Origin of the sequence: Fluviirhizobium alvei (assembly GCF_030551875.1) — a bacterium.
In the GTDB taxonomy this organism is placed as follows: domain Bacteria; phylum Pseudomonadota; class Alphaproteobacteria; order Rhizobiales; family Rhizobiaceae; genus Rhizobium_E; species Rhizobium_E alvei.
The window spans coordinates 85,401-108,790 of the sequence record NZ_JAUOZU010000002.1 but is presented as its reverse complement, the minus strand read 5'-3'; the positions used below and the strand labels follow the sequence as shown (position 1 = coordinate 108,790).

The 23,390-nt window shown below is 59.3% G+C and carries 20 protein-coding genes; 12 read left to right on the top strand and 8 right to left on the bottom strand.

Translation table 11 applies throughout. The features are described from left to right. Nucleotides 1–25 precede the first annotated feature (25 nt). From Q4481_RS03350 to Q4481_RS03340, 3 genes are read right to left on the bottom strand one after another with little or no spacing between them, the layout of a single operon-like run. Nucleotides 26–1,228: an efflux RND transporter periplasmic adaptor subunit gene (locus tag Q4481_RS03350; RefSeq protein ID WP_304374868.1), complete on the bottom strand. Its 1,203-nt coding sequence runs from the start codon at nt 1,226–1,228 to the stop codon at nt 26–28. A 4-nt stretch (nt 1,229–1,232) separates the two neighbouring features. Continuing rightward, on the bottom strand, nt 1,233–3,596 hold the full coding sequence (locus Q4481_RS03345) for an ABC transporter permease (protein ID WP_304374867.1): 2,364 nt from the start codon (nt 3,594–3,596) through the stop codon (nt 1,233–1,235). Then, a complete protein-coding gene (locus Q4481_RS03340) occupies nt 3,596–4,303 on the bottom strand; it encodes an ABC transporter ATP-binding protein (RefSeq protein ID WP_304374866.1) in 708 nt (235 codons plus the stop codon). Before Q4481_RS03340 ends, Q4481_RS03345 begins: the two co-directional genes overlap by 1 nt. 337 nt (nt 4,304–4,640) lie before the next feature. On the opposite strand from Q4481_RS03340, the gene Q4481_RS03335 reads away from it, so the two are divergent. From Q4481_RS03335 to Q4481_RS03310, 6 genes are all read left to right on the top strand, one after another. Continuing rightward, entirely contained in the window at nt 4,641–6,617 is a 1,977-nt protein-coding gene (locus Q4481_RS03335) for a type I secretion system permease/ATPase (protein ID WP_304374865.1), read from the top strand. Next, a complete protein-coding gene (locus Q4481_RS03330; protein ID WP_304374864.1) occupies nt 6,614–7,927 on the top strand; it encodes an HlyD family type I secretion periplasmic adaptor subunit in 1,314 nt (437 codons plus the stop codon). Before Q4481_RS03335 ends, Q4481_RS03330 begins: the two co-directional genes overlap by 4 nt. A gap of 89 nt (nt 7,928–8,016) precedes the next feature. After that, complete coding sequence (locus tag Q4481_RS03325; RefSeq protein ID WP_304374863.1) at nt 8,017–9,336, top strand: sensor histidine kinase; 1,320 nt, start codon at nt 8,017–8,019, stop codon at nt 9,334–9,336. Between the two features lie 4 nt (nt 9,337–9,340). Further along, complete coding sequence (locus Q4481_RS03320) at nt 9,341–10,180, top strand: hypothetical protein (protein WP_304374862.1); 840 nt, start codon at nt 9,341–9,343, stop codon at nt 10,178–10,180. A gap of 10 nt (nt 10,181–10,190) precedes the next feature. Then, nucleotides 10,191–10,826 (top strand): RES family NAD+ phosphorylase, encoded by a 636-nt coding sequence (locus tag Q4481_RS03315; protein ID WP_304374861.1) that lies wholly within the window; start codon nt 10,191–10,193, stop codon nt 10,824–10,826. A 132-nt stretch (nt 10,827–10,958) separates the two neighbouring features. Next, complete coding sequence (locus tag Q4481_RS03310) at nt 10,959–11,204, top strand: SDR family oxidoreductase (RefSeq protein ID WP_304374860.1); 246 nt, start codon at nt 10,959–10,961, stop codon at nt 11,202–11,204. A gap of 38 nt (nt 11,205–11,242) precedes the next feature. On the opposite strand, the gene Q4481_RS03305 is transcribed toward Q4481_RS03310, so the two are convergent. The 4 genes from Q4481_RS03305 to Q4481_RS03290 form a co-directional block, all read right to left on the bottom strand. Beyond that, nucleotides 11,243–13,351, bottom strand: a complete 2,109-nt coding sequence (locus Q4481_RS03305) for a S8 family serine peptidase (protein ID WP_304374859.1) — start codon at nt 13,349–13,351, stop codon at nt 11,243–11,245. Between the two features lie 207 nt (nt 13,352–13,558). Further along, complete coding sequence (gene cysN, locus Q4481_RS03300) at nt 13,559–15,034, bottom strand: sulfate adenylyltransferase subunit CysN (RefSeq protein ID WP_304374858.1); 1,476 nt, start codon at nt 15,032–15,034, stop codon at nt 13,559–13,561. 1 nt (nt 15,035) lies between these two features. After that, nucleotides 15,036–15,986, bottom strand: coding sequence for a sulfate adenylyltransferase subunit CysD (gene cysD / locus Q4481_RS03295; protein WP_304374918.1), 951 nt, complete (start codon nt 15,984–15,986; stop codon nt 15,036–15,038). A gap of 214 nt (nt 15,987–16,200) precedes the next feature. Then, nucleotides 16,201–16,950, bottom strand: coding sequence for a phosphoadenylyl-sulfate reductase (locus Q4481_RS03290; RefSeq protein ID WP_304374857.1), 750 nt, complete (start codon nt 16,948–16,950; stop codon nt 16,201–16,203). A 291-nt stretch (nt 16,951–17,241) separates the two neighbouring features. On the opposite strand from Q4481_RS03290, the gene Q4481_RS03285 reads away from it, so the two are divergent. From Q4481_RS03285 to Q4481_RS03260, 6 genes are all read left to right on the top strand, one after another. Continuing rightward, the gene (locus Q4481_RS03285; protein WP_304374856.1) at nt 17,242–17,685 is read left to right on the top strand and encodes an RrF2 family transcriptional regulator; all 444 of its coding nucleotides are present in this window, start codon (nt 17,242–17,244) and stop codon (nt 17,683–17,685) included. Between the two features lie 83 nt (nt 17,686–17,768). Beyond that, a complete protein-coding gene (locus Q4481_RS03280; RefSeq protein ID WP_304374855.1) occupies nt 17,769–18,743 on the top strand; it encodes a hypothetical protein in 975 nt (324 codons plus the stop codon). 380 nt (nt 18,744–19,123) lie between these two features. Next, nucleotides 19,124–20,152: a sulfate ABC transporter substrate-binding protein gene (locus Q4481_RS03275; protein WP_304374854.1), complete on the top strand. Its 1,029-nt coding sequence runs from the start codon at nt 19,124–19,126 to the stop codon at nt 20,150–20,152. Nucleotides 20,153–20,269: 117 nt separating this feature from the next. Continuing rightward, a complete protein-coding gene (gene cysT / locus Q4481_RS03270; RefSeq protein ID WP_304374853.1) occupies nt 20,270–21,127 on the top strand; it encodes a sulfate ABC transporter permease subunit CysT in 858 nt (285 codons plus the stop codon). Then, nucleotides 21,117–22,001, top strand: coding sequence for a sulfate ABC transporter permease subunit CysW (gene cysW / locus Q4481_RS03265; RefSeq protein WP_304374852.1), 885 nt, complete (start codon nt 21,117–21,119; stop codon nt 21,999–22,001). Before cysT ends, cysW begins: the two co-directional genes overlap by 11 nt. A 10-nt stretch (nt 22,002–22,011) precedes the next feature. Next, nucleotides 22,012–23,046 carry a sulfate/molybdate ABC transporter ATP-binding protein gene (locus Q4481_RS03260; protein ID WP_304374851.1) on the top strand — a complete coding sequence of 345 codons (1,035 nt, stop codon included), beginning with the start codon at nt 22,012–22,014 and terminating at the stop codon, nt 23,044–23,046. Between the two features lie 56 nt (nt 23,047–23,102). Here Q4481_RS03260 and Q4481_RS03255 read toward each other — a convergent pair whose 3' ends face one another. Further along, nucleotides 23,103–23,390 (bottom strand): antibiotic biosynthesis monooxygenase family protein, encoded by a 288-nt coding sequence (locus Q4481_RS03255; RefSeq protein ID WP_304374850.1) that lies wholly within the window; start codon nt 23,388–23,390, stop codon nt 23,103–23,105.

Genomic DNA, 23,390 nt, shown 5'->3' with positions numbered 1-23,390 from the left:
TCCTTCCGTTGGGCTCCCGTCTGGCTTACTGGCTGCGAATCTCGGCCGCCATGCCATCGGCAAGCGTATCGCCCGGATGGAGCACGACCTTCTCGTCGGGTGCAAGCCCTTCGAGCACCTCCGCCGCCTGATCGTTCATATGGTCGATGCGAACCGTGCGGCGTGCGAGCACCCCATCCTTGAGCACGAACACAGTCCAGTCGTTGCCGGTGCGAAAGAGCGCGCTCAAGGGCACCTGCACGATATTCTCGCCCTGCCAGACGGCAATTTCGGCATAGATGCGGAAACCATGGCCAAGGCGCGGATCGCTCTCGCCGAGATCGAAGACGGCATTGACGCGTTGTTCCTCGATGCCGAGCGCCGAGACCTTGGTGAAGGCGGCCGGATCGATGCGGCGGAGCGTGGCTTTCAACGGACGGTCGCCGCCCCAGTCGACGATCGACGCCTGATCGCCCGGCTTGACGCGGACGGCATCGGCGGAAACGAGATCGACCACCACTTCGAGATCACGCGGATTGCCGATATCGGCGATCTTGGCGCCGACGGCTACGGGCTGTTCGCTCTTGGCATAGACTTCGAGCACGGTTCCGCTCGCCGGCGCGGTGAGTTCAACACAGCATTTGTCGCCTGAGTTCATGTCCTTGCGGTCGGGTTGACGAAGGCGCGCCTCGGCGCTTTCCAGCTCCGCCCGCCTGAGATTGATGGAAGACAGGGCCGATTGCACCTGCGCCCTCAGGACGGAGACTTCGCCGGCGGCCTTCTGCATGGTGCTTTCGGCAATCACGCCGGTCGCCGAAAGGCGGCTTGCGCGTTCCATCGCCTTGACCGCGAGATCGAGGCTGGCCATCACGCGGGCATAATCGGTCTCGGCGATGACGACGGCCGCTCGGGCAGCCTCACGCGCGGCGATCAGTTCGGTCTCGGTGCGATTGTCGATCAGCGGCGGCTCCAGTGGGTGGATCGCGGCAATGACGGTCTTGTTCGCTTCGACCGGATCGCCCACATCGAGAATGGTGCGCGACAGATGGCCGGTGATGGGCGTCGAGATCGTGTAGATCTCGCGCACACGGGTGCGCCCCTCCTGGGTGATCGTCACCCGCATCGGCGCCTTGACGACCGCGCCGATATCGACGAGCGCCGGCTGCGGCCGCATGGTCCAGGCAATGGCGCCGACAACGCCGAGGCCGAGTGCGGCGAGGCCGATGCGCTTGATCCAGGTGGCGTCCATGATGTCACTCCCTCGTCTTGAGAACGGAGACCAGATCGAGCCGGTCGATGCGGCGGCGGACAATCAGCGCCGAAAAAAGACCGGCCGTCAGCACGATCGCGCTGGCGATCGCATAGGTCGAATTGTTGATGATGAACGGGATGCGGAAGAGATCGCTTTCGAAGCCCTTGACCATGGCGCGGGCAAAGAGCGAGCCGATGAGCCAGCCGGCCGGCTGCGCCACCAGAACGATGGTGAAGAGCTCGACCAGAAGCACGCTCGACACTTCCATGCGGGTGAAACCGAGCACGCGGAGGCTTGCGAGTTCGCGCGCCTGTTCCGAGAGCGTAATGCGGGCGGAATTATAGATAACGCCGAAGGTGATGATGATCGCCAGCACGCTATAGACCGTCGTCATCATGGTGATGTTCTGCGAGATCGTCTCGCGGAAACGTTCGCGCGAGATGCCGAGAAGCGCGATGCTGGCGATGGCCGGCGTGTTCTTGACCGCAGCATAGAGATCGGGAAGCTTTTGCCTGTCGATGGAAATACGCGCACCTGAAATGCGCGGCCCCTCGCCCAGAAGGGCTGAAAGGGCGTTCCCATCCATATAGACGCTGAGCCCCACGAAACTCTGCACCACAGCCGTGACCGGTACGCTGAAGCGGCGATTGCCGAGCTCCGGCACCGTGATCTCGACAGGGTCGCCGATGCCGAGCTCGAAGATCGCGGCGACCCGTTCGGACACCATCAGCCCGGTCGATGGCGGAGTGACGGCGCGCAGATCGGTATCGAGGATCTGGGCAAGATCGCCGCCCTCGGCGATTGCGCTGATCGCCAGCCGCCGCTCGTGCTGGCCGCGGCGCATGATGACGGAGACGGCCCTATAGGGCTCTGCCTTCATGACGCCGGGCAGCCGCTTGAGCGCATCGAGTGCATCCGGCGTGCGGGCGGTGGCAAAGCTCAGGATCGCATCCTGCCGCTCGGCGCGGAAGAAGACCGTATCGATCATGTAGGCAATGGAATCGAAGGAGAACAGGGCCGTCACCAGCAGCGCCACCGAAAGCGAGGTGCCGAAAATGGTGGTGACGGTGCGCAAGGGCCAGCGGATCATGTTGCGGGCGGCCATGATCGTCAGCTGCGAGAACATTCTGAGCGCCAGGCCCCGACCGCCGAACAGGCTGCGGAAGCGCGTCGGCGCCGGCGGTTTCATGGCAACGGCAGCCGGCAAGGCCACCACCGAAAGGATCGACCGCAAGGCGCCGGCGATGGCCGCTGCGACCGTCACGCCAGCGGCAATCAGATAAAGATCGGCGCTCTGCAGGAAGATCAGAAATGGAAAGGCAAAGAATTCCGTATAGAGCCGCGTCATGGCGCGGCCCAGCCAGTTGCCGGCCACCGAACCGATGAGCAGGCCGACGAGCGCGATGACGATGGTGAATTTCACATAGTGCCAGGCGATCATCAGGTCGGAATAGCCGACCGCCTTCAAAAGCCCGATCTGCTCGCGTTCGAGCGCGATCAGGCGCGACAGGATCATGTTGACCAGGAAGGCGGCGACGAACAGGAACACCGGCGGGATGACCGTGGCCATGGCCCTGAGCTGCACCAGTTCGTTATCGAGAAAGGAATGCGAGACCTGATCGGTACGCTCATAGGCACCGGTGCCGCCATAGGGTTTGAGGATCGCATCGAGCTGGTCGATGACGGTCTGAACGGAGGCGCCGCGCAGTACTCTTAAGGCGACGTCATTGAAGGCGCCCTGCATGTCGAAGATGCCGGCGAGCGCGGATTTCGGCATGAAGAAGACGCCGAAACGGCGCTGGTCGGGCACCATGTCGCCAGGGCCGATCGAATAGATATATTCCGGCGACAGCACGATGCCGGTGACCGTCAGGAGCCGCTTGCGGCCGTTCATGATGGCACGGAACCGGCTGCCGATCTCCATCCGGTGCGCCTTGGCGAAATTCTCCACCACCGCGATCTCGCCCTCGCGGGACGCATCCGGCAAACGGCCGGCCCTGAGATAGAGGCGGTTGACTGCGGGTTCGCCGCGATCGGGGATGGAGACGGCAACGCCGGCCGCCGGTTCCGCCATGCCTTCGATATCGAGGATCGCCGCCTTTACGATGCGCAGTTCCATGCCGCCGACGCCCGAGACGGCCGCCAGCCGATCACCGATTTCATCGGGCGCCCTAGTGACGGTGGCAAAGACATTGGCGAAACGGTAGCGGTCGTAAAAGGCAGACCGGGTTTCGAGCAGCGAACGATGGGCGCCGAGCGCGGTGACGATAGTGGCGACGCCGCAGGCCATGACAAGCGCGATCGCCAGCACCTGCACCCGCATGCGCCAGAGATCCCGCATCAGTTTCCGATCGAGAACGGCCATTACCAGCTGACCTCGGCGGGCGTGATGCGATGATCGTTGACGGTCTGGTCGGCAATGCGGCCGTCGCGGAAGCTGAAGACGCGATGGGCGATCTGGCGGATGCCGGCATTGTGGGTGATGATGGCGATGGTGGTGCCGAGTTCGGCATTGATGCGCAGCAGCGCCTCGAGCACCAGGACACCGGTCTTCGAATCCAGCGCGCCGGTCGGCTCGTCACAGAGAAGAAGGTCCGGCCGCTTGGCGATGGCGCGCGCAATCGCCACCCGCTGCTGTTCGCCGCCGGAAAGCTGGGCCGGAAAATGATCGAGCCGCGACTTCAGCCCCACCATGGACAGCGCCTCTTCGGGTTTCATCGGATGGCGGGAAATCTCGGTCACGAGCGCGACATTCTCCCAGGCGGTGAGCGAGGGAATGAGATTGTAGAACTGGAAGACGAAACCGACATGGTCGCGCCGGTAGCGCGTCAGCTGCCGTTCCGACGAATGTGTCAGATCATGATCGCGGAAGAAGACCTCGCCGGACGTGGCAGTGTCGAGCCCGCCCATGATGTTGAGAAGCGTCGATTTTCCCGAGCCGGACGGGCCGAGCAGGACGGCGACTTCCGCCTCCTGCAACGCCAGATCGACACCCGCAAGCGCCTTCACCTCGACCTCGCCGGTCTGGTAGGATTTCGTGACATTGCGGGCGGACAATACGATTTCGGCCATGATCGATCCCGCTCCTTTGCCAGCCGAGGTCTTGCGCACAACCTAACGTCTATCAAGCCGGACCGGCAAAGCCTTGACCTCGGTCAATTCGGACGTCCAGCATCGCCGCAATCGGCACCCGGTATGGCTTTACAGTTTCACCTTTCATAATTCTTCGCGGCGGCACATTTGCACTGGTTAACAAAAGGCTTTTTCTGTTGATTGTTGTTGGTAAACAGAGTTAATGCCGGTTGCCCGTGCTATGGCTTGGCGGTACGAGAAAATCATGTCTGGTGCTCGAGCTCCCGATTTTGTAAATCCTGTGTAGAAAAGTCATGTTTTTCCGAGCGAGGCCGATTTGAGCACTGCCCCTTTCAAGAACGGAGCGGACGAACTGCGCGCCGCATTGGCCGACTGCAGGTCGGCATTCCTGGCGATCGGGATTTTCTCCTTCTTCGTCAACATCCTCGTTCTGACGGGTTCCATCTACAGTCTGCAGGTGTATGACCGCGTGCTGACCAGCCGTTCGGAGCCGACGCTCGTGGTGCTGACGCTGCTTCTGATTGTGCTTTACGCGATCATGGGCGTGCTCGACCACATGCGCGGGCGACTCGCTGCCCGAATCGGTGCCCGCTTCCAGTCCAATCTCGAAATGCGTGTCTACCGAATCGTCATCGACCGGACGATGCTGGCATCGCAGGGCATCAACACGACGACGGCGATGCGCGACCTCGATTCGGTCCAGCGCACCTTGTCCTCGCCGGCCGTCTTCTCGGTTTTCGACGTGCCGTGGACACCCGTCTTCGTCATCATCATCTTCCTCTTCCATCCGCTGATGGGCATCGTCGGCGTTGTCGGTGGCCTTATCCTGATCACGCTCACCTGGCTCAACCAGAACGGCACCAAGCAGGACCAGGAAAAGGCGATGAATGCCTCGCGTCTTTCGGAAGAAATGACGGCGACCATGCAGCGCGAGGCCGATACGGTCCGTGCGCTCGGCATGCGCGGCTCGACCGCCGAACGCTGGCGGACGCTGCGCTCCGGTGCGCTTGAGGCCAACATTCACTATTCCGACAATAACGGCTTTTACGCCACCACCTCGAAGACCTTCCGCATTTTCCTGCAATCGGCCATTCTCGGCATGGGTGCCTGGCTTGCCATTCAGGGCCACATCACCTCGGGTGCGATGCTGGCGAGCTCGATCATCATCGGTCGCGCGCTGGCGCCGATCGAAACGCTGATCGCGCAATGGGCGCTGATCCAGCGCGCCTGGCAGGGTGCCAAGGGCCTGCGTGATGTTCTGACCAAGGTTCCGCCAGAATCCTCCCGCACGGCGCTGCCGCGTCCGCGTGCCATTCTCGACGTGCAGAATATTTCCGTCGTGCCGCCCGGCGAACGGATGCCGACCTTGCGCAACCTGTCCTTCGAGCTCCGGCCCGGCCAGGCGCTCGGCGTCATCGGCCAGTCGGGCTCAGGCAAGTCGACGCTCGCGCGCGTGCTTACCGGTGTCTGGCCGATCCAGGCCGGCAAGGTGCGTCTTGATGGCGCGGCCATCGACCAGTACGGCATAGACGATCTCGCCAACTATGTCGGCTATCTGCCGCAGGAGGTGGCGCTGTTCGAAGGCACGATCGCCGAAAACATCGCCCGCCTGCAGCTGGAGCCGGATTCGGAAAAGGTGGTGGATGCGGCCCAGAAGGCGGCGGCCCATGATCTCGTTCTGAAACTGCCGGGCGGTTACGACACCAGACTGCCGGCCACCGGCCAGCGGCTTTCGGGCGGCCAGAAGCAGCGCATCGGTCTGGCGCGGGCGCTCTATGGCGACCCGGTTCTGCTGGTGCTCGACGAGCCGAATGCCAATCTCGACGCCGAAGGGTCGATGGCGCTCAACATCGCCATCCGCAATGCCAAGAAGGAAGGCCGTTCGGTCGTCATCATGGCGCATCGCCCGGCCGCGATCGAGGAATGCGACCTGATCCTCATCCTCGAGGGCGGCAACCGCGTTGCCTTCGGTCCGCGCGATGAGGTTCTCAAGCAGCATCTGCGCAATTACCAGCAAATTACGCCACCCGGCCAGCCGCCGGCCGCCAATGGCGGCGCCCAGCCGCCGGCCGCAGGTCCGCGCGGGCCTGCACCCAATGGTCCCGCACCGGGTGGGTCTGCACCCGGCGGCATGCTGCCGCCGCTGCCCGGCCTGCTCGGCACCGGCCTCATTCCCGGTGTCGGTCGAGCCCCCAACAATCCGCCCGGCGGCAATCCGGGTCCGGGCGGCACGCCCGACAAGGATGCGACCGACAAGCCGAAGGATGACAGCAACGGGGAGAGCAAGGCGTGAGCGACATCACTTCCTCATCTTCCGCCTGGAGCATGAAGCGATACCTGATCATCGGCTTCATCACCGTTGGCATTCTCGTATTCGGGCTTGGTGCCTGGGCGACCCAGACGACGCTTGCCGGCGCCGTCGTCGGCATGGGCGTGGTGGAAGTGGAAAGCAAGCGCCAGGTGGTGCAGCATGCGACCGGCGGCGTGGTTGGCAAACTGCTCGTCAAGGATGGCGACACGGTGAAGGCCGGACAAACGCTTCTGGTGCTCGACGACACGTTCGACAAGGCCGAACTCGGCGTTGTGGAAAGCCAGCTCTTTCCGCTGCTCGGCACGCGTGCCCGCCTGATTGCCGAACAGGATGAGGCGCCGAAGCCGGTTTTCGACCCCGAACTGGTGGAGCGCGCCAAGACCGATCCATGGGCGCAGGAAATCATCCGCAGCCAGTCCGACCTTCTGATTGCCCGGCGTCTGACGCGCGACCAGCAGATGGACCAGCTCAAGGAACGGCAATCGCAGGTGCAGGAACAGATCGACGGTCTGATTGCCCGCGAGGCGGCGCTCGAAAAGCAGGCGAGATTCATCGAAGACGATCTTTCCGGCCAGAAGAAGCTGCTGGCGCAGGGCCTGACCCAGAAGAGCCGCGTGATTGCGCTCGAGCGCGATCTTGCCCAGGCGCATGGCGAAGCCGAACAGACGCGCGCCTCGATTGCCGAGGCCAAGGCACGGATTGCCGAAGTCGAACTCAGCAGCATCAATGTCGCCGCCCAGATGCGCGAAGAGGCGATCAAGACGCTCGGCGAAAACGATGCCCGCATCGCCGAACTGCGCGAGCGCCGCAACTCCATTCTCGAAACGCTGTCGCGCGTGGAAATCAAGGCACCGACCGAGGGGCGCGTCTTCAACATGCAGGTGCATGCGTTGCGCGCCGTGGTGCGCGCCGCCGAACCGATCCTCGAAATTGTGCCCGACAATGTGAAGCTGGTGGTGAGGGTGCAGTTGCCGCCTTCGCAGATCGATCAGGTGCGGATGGGCCAGGAATCGATCGTGCGCGTCGATGCGTTCGACCGCCGCCATACGCCTGACGTCAAGGGCAAGGTGACCTTCGTATCCGCCGATATCGTGACCAACGAACGGACCGGCCAGAGCTATTATACCGCCACAGTCGAGATCAATCCCGACGAGTTGCACTATTTCAAAAACCAGATGCTGAAGCCCGGCATGCCGGTGGAAGCCTTCATCCGCACCACCGAACGCACCCCTTACGACTATCTCGTGCGGCCGCTGACGAGCTATTTCGGCAAGGCAATGCTGGAACGCTGAGAAAGCTTCGTTGTATGTGGTGATGCCTCTTGCTCGTTGTTAGCTTTCAGTACTATTGTAAGCTGATGGATGGGAAATTACGACCTTTAGTGACCGATCAAAATCACACCACAGCAACATCTGCGAATAAGGCAGATGGACAGGTACGTCGTTCTCGGCGTCGAAAGCGAACTTCGAAAGACACCCTGTCAAATCTGCTTGCGGCTTGCACGACAAGCTGGAAAACTCCCGACTATATTCTAACTATGGTGGCGAATTTTTTCAAAGCATCTTCTTCTATTCTATGGATTCGCGACGAACAAACTCAAGATGAATTCTGGCCTCACGCAGTATACAATCGACCCGATCTTGCCGAACAAATAGCGCAGAAACGCGTCTATGTTTCCTTGGAAGATCCACACGTAGTTGCAAGTAGGGCATTCGAATCCCGAACAACCGTAATCGGAAAGATTGGCGACGCGCCATTCGATGACAAATGGCTATCGAAAAGATATACTTGTGAGTTAACTTCCCAAAGCATATCTTACATTAGCCTTTCCCCAATGTTTGATGACCGTGGCGAGCCTTTCGCATTTATTTCATTATATTTCACCCACCCTCCGGATATAAGTCGCCTCAAAGCTCGATTGCCGCCACTGTTAATTCACTTGTCCGCATTATTTCAACTGTTATGGAGCGAAGTAAGACTGGTGCGAGGAGAGCGTCGCCTAATGGGCCACGAAATTCGCCATGCCACTACCAGCATCAAAGGATCTGTTGACGCGATCGAACGACGGCTACGGAGCCACGAGAATTATGATATAATTCTTCAGCGTAGTATTGCGGATCTACGCAAAGCCTTAACCACAGTGCTGGAAACAGCAAAGAGCGACAAGTATCTTGATGCCATTCGGGAAATGCGCCGCAAGGCAACTTCTATAAACTTTCAGGATGAATTCAATTCTGTAGCGCAGCCGCTAATAAGGCAGCAGCCGCTCCATCGTATTTCTCTAAGTCCTACACGCTACCTAGATGGGCGCTTCGATCTTGTTATGGCGGAAATTCACTTCAGAGAGATAATAGAAAATCTCATTTCAAATGCAATTAAGTATTCCATCCCAGAAGGAACTGTCCGAGCGACCGTCAGCCGCGAAAAAGGAACCTCGAATGCTATAGTCCAGATTTCCAATACTAGTTATGGCCTATCCGCAGCGGAGCAAAAAAAAATATGGACACGAAACTACCGCGGAATTCGTGCACGCGAATCTTCGGCACCCGGTGAAGGAATAGGGCTTACAGTAGTGCGCGACATCTGCGAAGAGTATCATATACGGTACACATACGATGAATCGATGCGACCAGAAAGCAGCATAATATGGTCTAACTTCACACTTGCTTTTCCACATACAATTGTAAGGTGGGAGTCTTGAGCAAATGCCATCATTGAATAAAAACTTGGGGAGCCGAATGTCATCTTGTTCTGTCGTTATATTTGACGATCAACCAGCATCAATAGAAAAACACCAAATAATATTGAGTGAAATTGGCGCGCGAACAATTATTGTTTCTGATCTATCTGAGCTGGCAGACGTAATTTCCAAGACGACAGATCTTATACTTTTTCTTGACCAACATATTGCCGATGTCTATGATCTCCGCGAGCTTGGATTGCCTGGCTCAAGAACTGATAATTGCGAGAATGTTGGACTTGCAATCATCCGCGGCTGGCTTCCTCGTCTCGATAGATCAGACATTCATCCGGCACTTTTAACTGGCTTCAAACTCTCCGAGCATGCCGAAGAACAGCTACGGCGATCAAGAGCCCAGGGCTCAGATGTTGGATACATACATAAGGACAATATTGTAGATTTCGAACAATTTGTTCGCTCGAAGGCGGAGAAGTTGTTTCTCGTTAACTGGAGGCGTGATGTTAGAGCCGCCGAAATGATTGTCCAAGAATGGGCGGGCTATGATGTTAAGCTAGTGGCTCGCGCGTTCGGCTATGATGGTGAAGTGGCGGACTGGCAGGCGCAATTCAGAAAAATTGAAGCCGACGCTTCGATCGATGCGCGCGATAGAGTGAAGTTAATTATCTTTATAAAAGAATCTCTCGTAAGAATATTTCGTAGAAACGACCCAACCACTGAGATAGCGTGGTTACGGGAATCTGATAGCGGCCTCGGTGATGATGGAACACCCTGGGATGGGATTTTCTCAGGACATCAACATAGGCTTGCTTCTGTTGCAGGATTGATGCGTCGTATCGTTGACTGAAGAGATTATAATGGCAGCTTCCAGAGAGACCACCGTTAGGATTGCCTTAGCCCCTATGCCGGTTAATGCGCTCTCATCCTATGGACTTCCCGGCTCCAGCCAAGCTGGAGGATCAGTAGATTTAATGACCGCCGCATTTTCAAACGCTGAATATGTTCTTGGTGGGAGTAAAAGCGCTTCTCGGTACTCTAACGGAGAGTGGCCAGTTCTCTACACAGCAACATCAGTTGATACCGCTGTCTCAGAGAAAGGATACTGGGTATATACATCCATTTTTTCGAAGAGTGCGCGCCCTACTGAAGTTGAGTGCATAGAGTACCAAGTAACTTTTGAGGGCGTCGGATTATCATTAGTTAACGCGGTCGCGGACAAGCCAGAATTGGTACACCCAACAGATTATAGTTATTGTTGGAGGGTAGCAAAGGAAGCTAGAGAAAAGAATATTGACTTTTTATTTGCACCTTCTGCAAGGCGAAAAGGAGGCGTCAATGTGAATCTTTTCCGTAAGACGGCTGTTTTTGAAATAGGATCGTGCGCCGCTGGCTCTTTTTTACTTGGAGACGGAGGCGTCATAAAGTACATCTCCAATAGTACACGTTGTGATCTCGTTATAGATGACGTTTTCAGCCTATTTTCCAAAAATTAGTGATTTCTCGCCGATGAGATTTACTTAATTTAAAATCGTCTTATTTAATCCGCTGCAATTAGCGGTAACTTCCCCTATTTTACTCTTTTTCCGCCGTAGCTTTTAATATTGTGTCGATCTGCTATTTAACGCATGCAATTGGCCGGCGAGGATGCCGCGCCGACCATTCGCGTCATCGAGGCGATCATGGCCTATACCGACACGGCGATGACCGAGGGACGCGATGGCCGCAAGCTTGCGCCCGCCCGCGCGGCGCGCGACGTCGTCGAAGGGATCGAGAGGGGCCAAAACGAGATCTGGGTCGGCAACACGCACCTGTTGCGACTGATCAACCGGCTGTCGCCGAGACTTGCCGCGCGCATCCTGCGCAACGGGTGAAAGCAGCCCGGGCTTTCACCCGGGCCGCCCTTTGTCCGTCACAGAATGAAATCGCCCTTGGCCAGATTGATGAGGCCCGCGAGCTCGATCTGGAAATCGGCCTTGCCGTTGCCATCGATATCGCCCTCGACGAGGGTGAAATCGTTATCGGTGCCGGCATTGTCCTTCTGGATGAAATGCAGCTGCCCGGCCTTGCGGCCGAAGGCATCGTCGCCGATGAAGGCAAAGGCCTGATTGCCGCTGCCGGTCTGGGCATCGATGGCCGAGAGATCGATATCGTCGGTCTTGCGCCTGAAATCGGTGATCTCGTCGCGCCCAGCACCGACCGTCGAATCCGCCGCCAGCAGGTAGAAGAAATCGTCGCTACCGACGCCGCCGGTCAGGATATCGGCGCCCGTGTTGCCGGTGATCTTGTCATTGCCGCGGGCGCCGTTGATGTCATTGACGCTCGCATTGCCCAAAAGCGTGTCGGCGCCATCGCCGGCATAGATATTCTCGATGCCGGAAATGGTGATCGCCACGCCATCGATCTTGCCGGTTCCCTTGCCGAGATTGACCGTCATCGCTGCGGTCACAGCTGCCGCATTGAGAAGATCGATGCCGCCATCGGCATCCGTCAGAGCCTTCGAATGGGTGTCGGTGAAATCGGAAAATTCGTTGGTGTAGATGTAGCTGTCATCGACGTCGGGTGCTGCGCCATAGACGGTGATGAAGGCATCGCGCACGGTGACCGCATCTGGCGCCTCATCATCGACAACCCGAACCGTCCAGTCGCCGGTGCTCAGGCTGCCACGGAAGGCCTGGCTTTCGAAAGTGTATAGACCATCAAAATCTCCATTGCCGCCCTGATCGGCGATCAGGCGATGTTCCGTTCCATCCGGCCCTGTCAGATAGAGTTCGAGATCACCGACATAAGTGCTTGAAAAATCGAGACTGACGACGACGCGTTCGACAACGATTGCGTCGGACATCGTTTTCGTGAAGGCAATTTCACTGGCGTCGAGCGCGGTCAGGGCGTCGGTCATGTCCAGCGATGCCGACTGTTCGTTCGCGCTCGTGGACTGGTCGGTCCAGCTTTCGGCAAGCCGGACCGCGGCAAGCGCATCGACGAGGCCATAACCATAGTCGGCGGAAAAATGCAGGCCGCCGCCATTCCAGTTGGCCGCACCATTCCAGCCCCAGAGATTGCGCTCGGAACCCGACAGGCTCTCGCCATTGATATTGGAACCGACATGGCGGGCCGAATAGGCGAGGATCGATTGCACATCGCGCCAGCCGAGATCGGCATTGGCTTCGAGCATCAGGGCCACGACGCCGGACACCATCGGCGCGGCGGCAGAGGTTCCGTTGAAGGAGGATGTGTAATCGCCATCCACATCATCATTGTAACCGGCAGTGCCCTGCCGGTCGGTGCTGTAGATCTGGCCGACATAGGGCGAACCGAAGGCGGATACCAGAATGGGCGAACCCGGCGTCGAATATTCCGTCACATAGCCGCTGCGATCGAGAGCGCCCACCACGACCTGACGCGTATCGGCATCCATGGCATCATGGTTGACTTCCGTGTAGTCGCCGCGCGAATTGCCGGCCGACTTGACGAGAACAATGCCGAGACCATCGCGACCGGAGGCGACCGCATCGGCAAGCGCCGCCTTCTGCAGCGCCAGATTGGTCAGACCGTCATAGCCGCTGAAAGCGCTGGTGGCACCGAAACTCATGTTGATGACGCCGACATCCTTGGTCACGGCATCGGCAAGCGCCGTAACGTACTCGGTCCGCCAGACATCAGCGGAGACGGCGAAATCGATCCGGGCACCATAAAGGGTCGAACCATAGGCGACACCGACCACGCCGGTACCGTTGAGTGCAGCCCCGATAATGCCGGCAACCGCGGTGCCGTGATTGTCATCATCCGTTACGGGTGCGGCATCGTCATCGCCCGCACCGTAGTCATAGTCCTGATCGGTATCGTAATTGGCTGAAAGGTCGGGATGGGTATAGTCAAACCCGTTATCCATGACCATGACCTTGACGCCGGCGCCGGTATAGTCCTTCCAGGCAGCCAGAACATTCAGGTCATATTCGTTTGCGTAGGGGTTACTCAAATACCATTGATTGGAAAAAAGCGGATCTGTCGGCGTGCTCATGCCTGGCTCCCTCATGATGCAATGAGAAAGCAGTAAACGCTTTTTTACGAACATTAAATATGGGTAAATGCTCTTTTAAAATTATATTTTGTTCGAAACAGCAGTACTGATGCCAAATCAGAAAGGATATGTGTCAAATAATACTATTGATGTGTATCAAAAACAGGACAGAGGAAAGGAGCCTTGCGGCCCCTTCCCTCCCAACTCTCAGTCGTCCAGCCCTTCGATGGCCTTGAGCGCGCGGGCTGCCGTGGTGCGGCGGATTTCCACCTCGTCACGGCGGGCGGCGAAAGCCTCGCCGCTCATCAGCTGGTCGGCGAGATCGGCCGGCAGCGACAGGACCACGCGGGCATCGTCGCCATGGATCGAGGCGAGCGTCGAGCGCTTGGCGGTGATCATGCCACCAGCCACCGTATTGTTGGTGTCCGGATCGATGAGGATAAAGGCACCGGTCGAGCGGTTCTGCTCGTAGGTGTCGAACACGGCCTGCTCGTCGAAGGCAAGATGTACCTTGCCGATCGCGTTCATCGGCAGGCGCTCGGCATCGTTCCACTTGCCGCTCTTGAGATCGAGCTGGCTGACCGGCTCGACGAGAACGCGCTGGCGGCGCGAGCCGCTTTTCAGCCAGTAACGCTTGCCGGGCTCGATGCCATCGGGCTGTAGCGCCACGATCTGGGCGTCGAAGGCAAGGCCGATCATCGGCAGGCTGTCGACCGAGGCGATGAGATCGCCGCGCGCGATATCGACCTGGCGATCGAGCACGAGCGTGACGGCATCGCCAGCAACGGCGGCATTGCGGACGAGATCGAAGGTGACGATCTTGGAGACATTCGCCACCATGCCCGAGGGCAGCACGGTGATGGAATCGCCCGGCTTGACGGCGCCGCCGGAAACGGTGCCCTGATAGCCGCGGAAGCTTTCGCCCGGACGCGACACGCGCTGCACGCTCATGCGGAAGCCGACAGTCTGGTTCGAACGCACGGTGGCCTTTTCAAGCGTCTCGACAATGGTCGGCCCCTCGTACCAGGGCATCGAGGCGCGACCGTCATAGACGACATTTTCACCCTTGAGCGCCGAGACCGGAATGGCGGTGACCTGACGGACGCCGAGCGACAGGGCCAGTTCACGGAATTCCTGGGCGATCTCGTTGAAGCGGGCCTGATCATAGCCAATGAGGTCGATCTTGTTGATCGCCAGCACGAACTGGCGAATACCCATCAAGGTTGCAATCGTCGCATGGCGGCGGGTCTGCTCGAGCAGGCCGGCGCGCGCATCGACGAGCAGCACGGCGAGATCGGCGGTCGAGGCGCCGGTGGCCATGTTGCGGGTATATTGCTCATGGCCGGGCGTGTCAGCAACGATGAAGGAGCGGCGATCGGTGGCGAAATAGCGATAGGCGACATCGATGGTGATGCCCTGTTCGCGTTCGGCCTGCAGACCATCGAGCAGCAGGGCGAAATCGGGCAGGCCGAGATCGTTCTGCTTGCCGGAATCGCGGTTCAGCGCCGCAGCCTGGTCTTCCTTGACTGCCTTGGTATCCCAGAGCAGACGGCCGATCAGCGTCGACTTGCCGTCATCGACGGAGCCGCAGGTGATGAGGCGCAGCGGGCGGGTGTCGCGGGCGGCGGGAGCGGTTTCAAGCGCGGGAATGGTCTCGGCGGCGAGATGGGTGGGCGTGCTCATATCAGAAATATCCTTCGCGCTTCTTCTTTTCCATGGAACCGGCCTGGTCGCGGTCGATGGCGCGGCCCTGACGTTCGGAGACCGTGGCGATTTCGAGTTCGGCGATCACATCGTCGAGCGTGGTGGCCGTCGAGCGGATGCCGCCGGTGAGCGGCCAGCAGCCGAGCGTGCGGAAGCGCAGCATGCCTTCCTGCACCTGTTCGCCCGGCAGCGCCTCAAAGCGCGGATCTTCGGCCCACATCAGCATGCCATCGCGCTCGACATATTTGCGGTTCTTGGCGAAATAGAGTGGCGGCAACGGAATGTTCTCGGCCTGGATGTAGCGCCAGATATCGACTTCGGTCCAGTTCGACAGCGGAAAGGCGCGCACGCTCTCGCCGCGGCGGATCATGCCGTTATAGATGTTCCACAGTTCCGGGCGCTGGTTGCGCGGGTCCCATTTGTGATCGGGCGTGCGGAAGGAATAGATGCGTTCCTTGGCGCGGCTGGCTTCCTCGTCGCGGCGGGCGCCACCGAAAGCGGCATCATATTTGCCGGCATCGAGCGCCTGGCGCAGCGCTTCGGTCTTCATCACATCGGTATGATAGGCCGAACCGTGGCTGAAGGGCGAAATGCCTTCGGAAGCACCACGCGGATTGGTATAGACGACCAGATCGAGATCGAACTTTTCCGCCATTTCATCGCGGAAGGCGATCATTTCGGGGAACTTCCAGCCGGTATCGATATGCAGGAGCGGAAACGGCACGCGGCCGGGATAGAAGGCCTTGCGGGCCAGGTGCAGCAGCACCGACGAATCCTTGCCGATCGAATAGAGCATCACGGGACGCTCGAACTCGCCCGCAACCTCGCGGAAAATGTGGATCGCTTCGTTTTCCAGCGCCTTCAGATGCGGATCGAGCGGCTGGCGCGCCGGTGCGTCCTTGGTATGCAGGTCGAATTCGGAAATGTGCATCGTCTTTCCTTTCATGTGGCACCCCCTCATCCGGCCCTTCGGGCCACCTTCTCCCCGCTGGGGAGAAGAGGGAGTGCGCCGCGCTCTCTGCGATTTCCGGATCGCAGCGAATGCGGCGTTGCTTTTGATTGCCGGCCTATCCTCTGGTTGCCTCTTCTCCCCAGCGGGGAGAAGGTGGCCCGAAGGGCCGGATGAGGGGCTGGACGAAGGCCGATTATAGCTCGCTCGATTCCAGCGAGGGCAGCGCTGCATCGGGAACATGCAGGCCGCATTCGCGCTTCTCGTCATTCTCCCACCACCAGCGGCCGGCCCGTTCGGATTCGCCCGGCTTGATGGCGCGCGTGCAAGGCTCGCAGCCGATCGAGGGATAGCCGCGCGCATGCAGCGGGTTGATCGGCACCGCCTCATCCGTCACAAGACAGTTGATCTTCTCGATGTCCCAATCGGCGAGCGGGTTGATCTTGATGAGGTTGCGCTCGGCATCATATTCGGCAAAGGGCGTGTCGGCACGGTTGCCGGACTGGCCGCGACGCAGGCCGGTGATCCAGATCGCAGCGCCCGAGAGAGCGCGGGCGAGCGGCTTGACCTTGCGGACGCCGCAGCAGGCATGGCGGGCTTCGACGCTGTCATAGAAACCGTTCAGGCCATATTGGGCGGCATAGGCTTCGATATCTTCCTTGAGCGGGAAATAGCGCTTGATCTCGATGCCGTAGCGGTTTTCGGTCTCGCTGATCAGCGCCACGGTTTCGGGAAACAGCCGGCCGGTTTCGAGCGTCACCACATCGATATCGAACCGGTTCTGGCCGATCACATGCGTGATGACCTGATCCTCGATGCCGAGCGAGGTGGTGAACACCACCCGGCCGCCAAGGGAAGCGGCGAGCGCAAGTCGACCGGCGAGATCGAGGCTGGCGAGCCGTTCATTGAGGGATTGGGCTTCGGCGGAGAGATTGATCAGCGTCATTTCAATTGCGTCCAGCAGGCGGTTTCAAGGTTGACGCATTATCGCTCTTTGCCGTGCCGACAGACAGAAAGGCCGTTGCGAGCTTTGGCCGGTGCGGAGCAAATATCACTCCCCCAGCCGGATTCCGGAAAAAAGCAGCCTCATGCGGTCATTGGCGAGGCCTTGCCCCTCTATTGAAGCGCGGCAGGCAAAAGCGACCGGAAGTGCGGGAAATTGCATCGATTCCGAGCGTTCGCGCTTTGCAACCGCCGACCTATGTATTAGTGACGGTCAAAGAGACGGGAAAGATCGATGATTTCGCAGAAGGCCAAATATGCGCTGAGGGCGCTGGCAGCACTCGCAAGGGCCGAGGGCGGGACACCCATGCTGATCGGCGAGATTGCCGAGCAGCAGAAGATCCCGAAGAAGTTTCTCGAACAGATTCTGCTCGATCTCAAACATCGCGGACTGGTGATGTCGCGCCGCGGCCGCGATGGCGGCTATCTGCTTTTAAAGTCGCCCGAGGAGATCACCTTCGGCGAAGTTCTGCGCATGATCGACGGGCCGATCGCGCCCCTGCCCTGCCTGTCGCAGACCGCCTATCGCAAATGCGATGACTGCCTCTCCGAAGAGGAATGCGAGATCCGCCACGTCTTCGCCCGCGTTGCCGAAGCGACCCGCGACGTGCTGTTTTCGGCCACGATCGCCGATACGCTTTCCGACCGCCACCCCGCCGTGGTGATGCTGTCGGGTTGAACCGTCAAGTCACCACAGCCATCATTTGCAAGCCCGACGCAAGCGAGCAATCCTAGACTGCATTATGCAATCAGGAGGCGATCGTGAGCGAACTTCAATATACGTCCCTCGGGACGAAAAATGACTTTTGGGTAAATCTTTTCAAAGGCCTGACGGTCGAAGACGTATCGATGCATGAGGTCCGCCTGTCGAATGCCGATGGATATCAACTAACGATGAAAGGCGACTTTCTCGTTACAGGCTTCACGGGAGCAAGGGCAGTAGAATTGACAAGCCTTGTTCTGACCGATGATCAAGGCCGCGAACTGGCAAAGCTGACCGATATCGATGACATTCCGAACTTAAAGTCTCTCGGTGGATTGGCGAAACAGCTCATCAGGAGTGCCGACAGCACGATCGGAACCATCGGCAACGATCAGATATTCTTCCAGTCCACGATGGACGATAGCAGCCTTTATGCGCTCGCCGGCAATGACCGGATCATTTTGCGGTCTTTCGAAACGGGCAGCCTGGTGGATGGCGGACTGGGCAGGGACATTCTCGATTTTTCGCGCTTCAATCCGGGCCTCGATCAGTCGGGAGATCACCGATCACTCTATGTAGGTCTGGAATTTGGCGAGTTTGGTATTTATAGTGCAACCTTGAACTCCTTCGCGCATATCGACAAGATCATTGGCAGCCGTTTTTCCGACATTTTCGAATGCGGCGACCAGGACACGATCTTTTTCAACACGGGTGCGGGCGATGACAGCGTGTTCGGCGGCGAAGGCAAAAGCAGATTCGATTGCGGGGCGGGCGACGACAGCATTTCCGGAGGTACGGGCAGACAAATCCTGCAGTTCGGTCTCGGTTCTGACCACGACTATTTCGCTGACTTCGATGTGGCCAATGACAGAATCGCCATCAAGGACAATCTCGGGTTTTCGAACTTCAGCGAACTGGCCGAGTTCACAGTAACCGATGGCCACGAAACAGTCATAGACTTTGGTGCCGGCGACATTCTCACAATCGAAATACTCAACGATGCGGCGCTAACCGCCAAGAACTTCATTTTTTAAAACCTGACACGCGTCGCCTGCAATACCAAGCGGTTCTTATCATCGACGCTTGGTATCGGCAGGCGATGCGTTTCTACGCCCTTCCCGACCACCGTGCTGATGCTGTCGGGTTGAGGAATCGGCACGCCCGACTGCGGCAAACTCTCCGTTTTTCCCTTGAAAAAATGCAAGAACGCTCCGAAACCGGGCGTTTTGCGGCGAAATTTTATTCTCTGCAGCCCGTCCTATCCACGGGCTTCATTTCGCCACCCATCCCCTGACACCATTGCTTTTCCAATCCGAGGACAATTCCCGCAGGTTCATTGCTTACTTAATAGACCTTGTTGACATACTCTACCTACTAGATAGAGTTAAGACGCATTCAATGTCTGGAGGACACAATGTCTCGGAAGTCCACATTCAAGCGCGTCGCCGGCCTGGCGCTCGGCCTCAGCCTGGCTCTGACCACGGCGCTGCCGACCTTTGCGCAGACCACGCTTCTCAACGTTTCCTATGATCCGACCCGCGAGTTCTACAAGGAATTCAACGAAGCCTTTGCCGCGCACTGGAAGAAGGAAACCGGCGAGGATGTCGCCGTCCAGCAGTCGCATGGCGGTTCGGGCAAGCAGGCGCGCGCCGTGATCGACGGCCTGGATGCCGATGTCGTGACGCTGGCGCTCGAGGGCGATATCGATGCGATCGCCACCAAGACCGGCAAGATCCCGGCCGACTGGAAGAAGCGTCTCGACCACGACTCTTCGCCCTACACCTCGACGATCGTCTTCCTGGTGCGTCAGGGCAATCCCAAGGGCATCAAGGACTGGGGCGATCTCGTCAAGGGTGACGTGCAGATCGTGACACCGAACCCCAAGACCTCGGGTGGCGCCCGCTGGAACTATCTCGCAGCCTGGGCCTGGGCCAACAAGGAATTCGGCGGCGACCAGGACAAGGTGAAGGCCTATATCGCCGACCTCTACAGACGCGCCCCGGTTCTCGATACCGGTGCCCGTGGCGCCCTGACCTCGTTTGCCCAGCGCGAAATCGGCGATGTGCTGCTCGCCTGGGAAAACGAAGCCTATCTGGCGCTCGACGAATTCAAGGACGAAGGTTTCGAGATCGTCACGCCGTCGCTGTCGATCCTCGCGCAGCCGCCAGTGACCGTGGTCGATGGCAATGTCGATGCCAAGGGCACCCGCAAGGTCGCTGAAGCCTATCTGAAATATCTCTATTCCGCCGAAGGCCAGACGCTTGCCGCCAAGCATCATTACCGGCCGTCGCTGCCGGATCTGCTGCCGGCAGGCACCGCGCAGCTGCCCGCTCTCAATCTCGTGACCATCGACGACCCGCAATTCGGCGGCTGGAAGAAGGCGCAGCCCGAACATTTCGGCGATGGCGGCATCTTCGACCAGATCTACAAGCCGGCGAACTGAGGAAAGCCCCCTCCCCAGCCCCTCCCTACAAGGGGGAGGGGTTGGGGAGGGGAAACAAAACATAATAAATCATTGGAAAACAAAGTTTTCCTGACTTGAAACGAAACGGGGAATACCATGTCGTCGAAACCTCTTACAGAGGCGATCGGCTTCAGGCGACACAGCGTCATACCGGGCTTCGGGCTCAGTTTCGGCGTTACTGTCACCTGGCTGACCCTTATCATCCTCATTCCGCTGGCCGGGCTTGTGCTGCATTCGGCCTCGATCGGCTTTTCCGGCTATGGCGAGCTTCTGACCGACGAACGGACGCTGAATGCGCTGAAGATCTCCTTCGGCACCGCGCTTGTCGCCGCGCTCATCAATGTTGTCTTCGGCGTCACCATCGCCTGGGTGCTGGTGCGCTATCGTTTTCCCGGCAAGCGGCTGGTGGATGCGATCGTCGACCTGCCGTTCGCGCTGCCGACGGCAGTGGCCGGCATTTCGCTCGCAGCCCTTTATGCCAAGAACGGCTGGGTGGGGCAGTTCTTCCAATGGTTCGGCATCAAGATCGCCTTTTCGCCGGCCGGCATCGTCGTGGCGCTGATCTTCATCGGCCTGCCCTTCGTCGTGCGCACCGTGCAGCCGGTGATCGAGGAGATCGACCGCGAAGTCGAGGAGGCCGCGGCGACGCTCGGCGCCAGCCGCCTGCAATCGATCACCCGTGTGATCCTGCCTTCACTGACGCCGGCGATCCTGACCGGGTTCGCGCTCGCCTTCGCCCGCGGTGCCGGCGAATATGGTTCGGTGATCTTCATCGCCGGCAATATTCCCTATGTGTCGGAAATCGCGCCGCTCTTGATCATCATCAAGCTTGAGGAGTTCAACTATGCCGGTGCGACCGCAATCGCGACCGTGATGCTGGCTGTTTCCTTCCTGATGCTGTTCGTCATCAACCTCATCCAGGCCTGGACCCGGAGATACGTCAATGCAAGCTGAAACCCGCGCCGAAACCGCCGCCCCCCGCAGAGGCTGGCGTTCGCCCACCTCCGAACCGGCCCTCGTCGAGATTCTGCTGCTTGGCGCCGCCTTCCTATTCCTGACGCTCATCATCATCCTGCCGCTGATCTCGGTGCTGGTGGAAGCCTTTCGCAATGGCGTGTCGACCTATCTCGAAGCGCTGGCCGAACCCGATGCGCTGGCCGCGATCCGGCTGACGCTCTTGGTTGCCGGCATTGCCGTGCCGCTCAATCTCGTCTTCGGGGTTGCCGCCGCCTGGGCGATTGCCAAGTTCGAATTCAAGGGCAAGGCGTTCCTGATCACGCTCATCGACCTGCCCTTCTCGGTCTCGCCGGTCATTTCGGGGCTGGTCTATGTGCTGCTGTTCGGTTCGCACAGCCTGCTTGGCCCCTGGCTCAAGAGCCATGGGATCGAGATCCTGTTTGCTGTTCCGGGCATCGTGCTCGCCACCGTGTTCGTGACCTTCCCCTTCGTCGCCCGCGAACTGATCCCGCTCATGCAGGAACAGGGAACGGCCGAGGAAGAGGCCGCGATCACGCTCGGCGCCAATGGCTGGCAAACCTTCTTCAGGGTGACGCTGCCCAACATCAAGTGGGGCCTGCTCTATGGCGTGCTGCTCTGCAACGCACGTGCGATGGGCGAATTCGGCGCGGTTTCGGTCGTCTCCGGCCATATCCGTGGCCTGACGACCACCATGCCGCTGCATGTCGAGATTCTCTATAACGAATACAATCTCGCTGCCGCTTTTGCCGTCGCCTCGCTCCTGGCGCTGCTCGCGCTGATCACCCTTACCGTCCGGACCCTGCTCGAGATCTTCTACTCGCATGGTCTTTCCGGCAACAATTCGCATTGAGGTCTCTCTCATGGAAATCCGTATCGACAAGATCCGCAAGGAATTCGACCGTTTCCCCGCCCTGCACGATGTCTCGCTCTCGATCCGCTCGGGCGAACTGATCGCGCTCCTCGGCCCGTCCGGCTCAGGCAAGACGACGCTTCTGCGTCTGGTCGCCGGCCTCGAACGGCCCACGACCGGCCGCATCTTCTTCGGCCAGGAAGATGCAAGCTGGAAGCCGGTGCAGGAGCGCAATGTCGGCTTCGTGTTCCAGCATTATGCGCTCTTCCGCCATATGACGATCCTCGACAACATCGCCTTCGGCCTGACGGTGCGGCCGCGCGCCACAAGGCCGCCGAAGCAGGAAATCCGCCGCCGGGCGCTGGAACTGCTCGACATGGTGCAGTTGACCGGACTTGAGAAGCGCTATCCGAACCAGCTTTCGGGCGGCCAGCGCCAGCGTGTGGCCCTTGCCCGCGCCATGGCGATCGAACCGCGCGTGCTGCTGCTTGACGAGCCGTTCGGCGCGCTCGACGCCAAGGTGCGCAAGGAACTGCGCAAATGGCTGCGCGAGTTCCATGACCGCACCGGCCATACGACCATCTTTGTCACCCACGACCAGGAAGAGGCGCTCGAACTCGCCGACCGTGTCGTCGTCATGAGCCAGGGCAAGATCGAACAGGTCGGCTCGTCGGACGATGTCTATGACCGGCCGAACTCGCCCTTCGTCTTCTCCTTCATCGGCGACAGTGTCGAACTGCCAGTCACCGTTTCCGGCGGCCAGGTGCAGTATCTGGGCGCACCGACCGGTCTCCGGCATGATCATGAAGGCGAAGGCAAGCTGTTCTTCCGCCCGCGCGATGCCGAACTCGTTTCGGAAGGCGATGGCATCAGCGGCCGCGTGACCTCCGCGCGCCGTCTCGCCGGCGCCCGCATCATCGAACTCGATGTCGGCGACAAGGCGAATGCGCGTCCGATCGAAATCGAAGTGCCCCTCGATGCGACAGCCGAGCGCGGCTCGGTGGTGAAGTTCCGGCCGCTGCGCGAAAAGGTGTTCGCCGCCTGATCAGGATATCGGGGCGCAACTGGTCGCGCCCCGGTATAAGTGGACCATGTTGCCGATCAAGCTGGCAATTGTGCGATCCGGTTGACAATACGGAACTCCGGCGGCGCCATAAGCCCGCCGGATTTCATCATCGACGGGACATCCGGATCGGCGCGAAAGGCGGCGAATGCCGCCGCATCCGGCCAGTCGATGATCACGAAGGCACGGTTCGGATCTTCCGGATAGGCAAACACATCAGCACGCTTGGCGCCGTGACGTTGGCGCAATCCGGCTCCACCCGTCGCAAAAACTGCGAGAAATCCCGCAAGATCCTGCACCTGCAATTCGGCGAGTGTTGTGAACAT

Excerpts from the sequence above, each read along its gene's own strand:
- cysN (WP_304374858.1), bottom strand. The coding sequence starts at position 15,034 with ATGAGCACGCCCACCCATCTCGCCGCCGAGACCATTCCCGCGCTTGAA.
- cysW (WP_304374852.1), top strand. The coding sequence starts at position 21,117 with ATGCAAGCTGAAACCCGCGCCGAAACCGCCGCCCCCCGCAGAGGCTGG.
- Q4481_RS03340 (WP_304374866.1), bottom strand. The coding sequence starts at position 4,303 with ATGGCCGAAATCGTATTGTCCGCCCGCAATGTCACGAAATCCTACCAG.
- cysT (WP_304374853.1), top strand. The coding sequence starts at position 20,270 with ATGTCGTCGAAACCTCTTACAGAGGCGATCGGCTTCAGGCGACACAGC.
- Q4481_RS03320 (WP_304374862.1), top strand. The coding sequence starts at position 9,341 with ATGCCATCATTGAATAAAAACTTGGGGAGCCGAATGTCATCTTGTTCT.
- Q4481_RS03305 (WP_304374859.1), bottom strand. The coding sequence starts at position 13,351 with ATGAGCACGCCGACAGATCCGCTTTTTTCCAATCAATGGTATTTGAGT.
- Q4481_RS03260 (WP_304374851.1), top strand. The coding sequence starts at position 22,012 with ATGGAAATCCGTATCGACAAGATCCGCAAGGAATTCGACCGTTTCCCC.
- cysD (WP_304374918.1), bottom strand. The coding sequence starts at position 15,986 with ATGCACATTTCCGAATTCGACCTGCATACCAAGGACGCACCGGCGCGC.
- Q4481_RS03315 (WP_304374861.1), top strand. The coding sequence starts at position 10,191 with ATGGCAGCTTCCAGAGAGACCACCGTTAGGATTGCCTTAGCCCCTATG.
- Q4481_RS03310 (WP_304374860.1), top strand. The coding sequence starts at position 10,959 with ATGCAATTGGCCGGCGAGGATGCCGCGCCGACCATTCGCGTCATCGAG.
- Q4481_RS03350 (WP_304374868.1), bottom strand. The coding sequence starts at position 1,228 with ATGGACGCCACCTGGATCAAGCGCATCGGCCTCGCCGCACTCGGCCTC.
- Q4481_RS03275 (WP_304374854.1), top strand. The coding sequence starts at position 19,124 with ATGTCTCGGAAGTCCACATTCAAGCGCGTCGCCGGCCTGGCGCTCGGC.
- Q4481_RS03285 (WP_304374856.1), top strand. The coding sequence starts at position 17,242 with ATGATTTCGCAGAAGGCCAAATATGCGCTGAGGGCGCTGGCAGCACTC.
- Q4481_RS03345 (WP_304374867.1), bottom strand. The coding sequence starts at position 3,596 with ATGGCCGTTCTCGATCGGAAACTGATGCGGGATCTCTGGCGCATGCGG.
- Q4481_RS03290 (WP_304374857.1), bottom strand. The coding sequence starts at position 16,950 with ATGACGCTGATCAATCTCTCCGCCGAAGCCCAATCCCTCAATGAACGG.
- Q4481_RS03255 (WP_304374850.1), bottom strand. The coding sequence starts at position 23,390 with ATGTTCACAACACTCGCCGAATTGCAGGTGCAGGATCTTGCGGGATTT.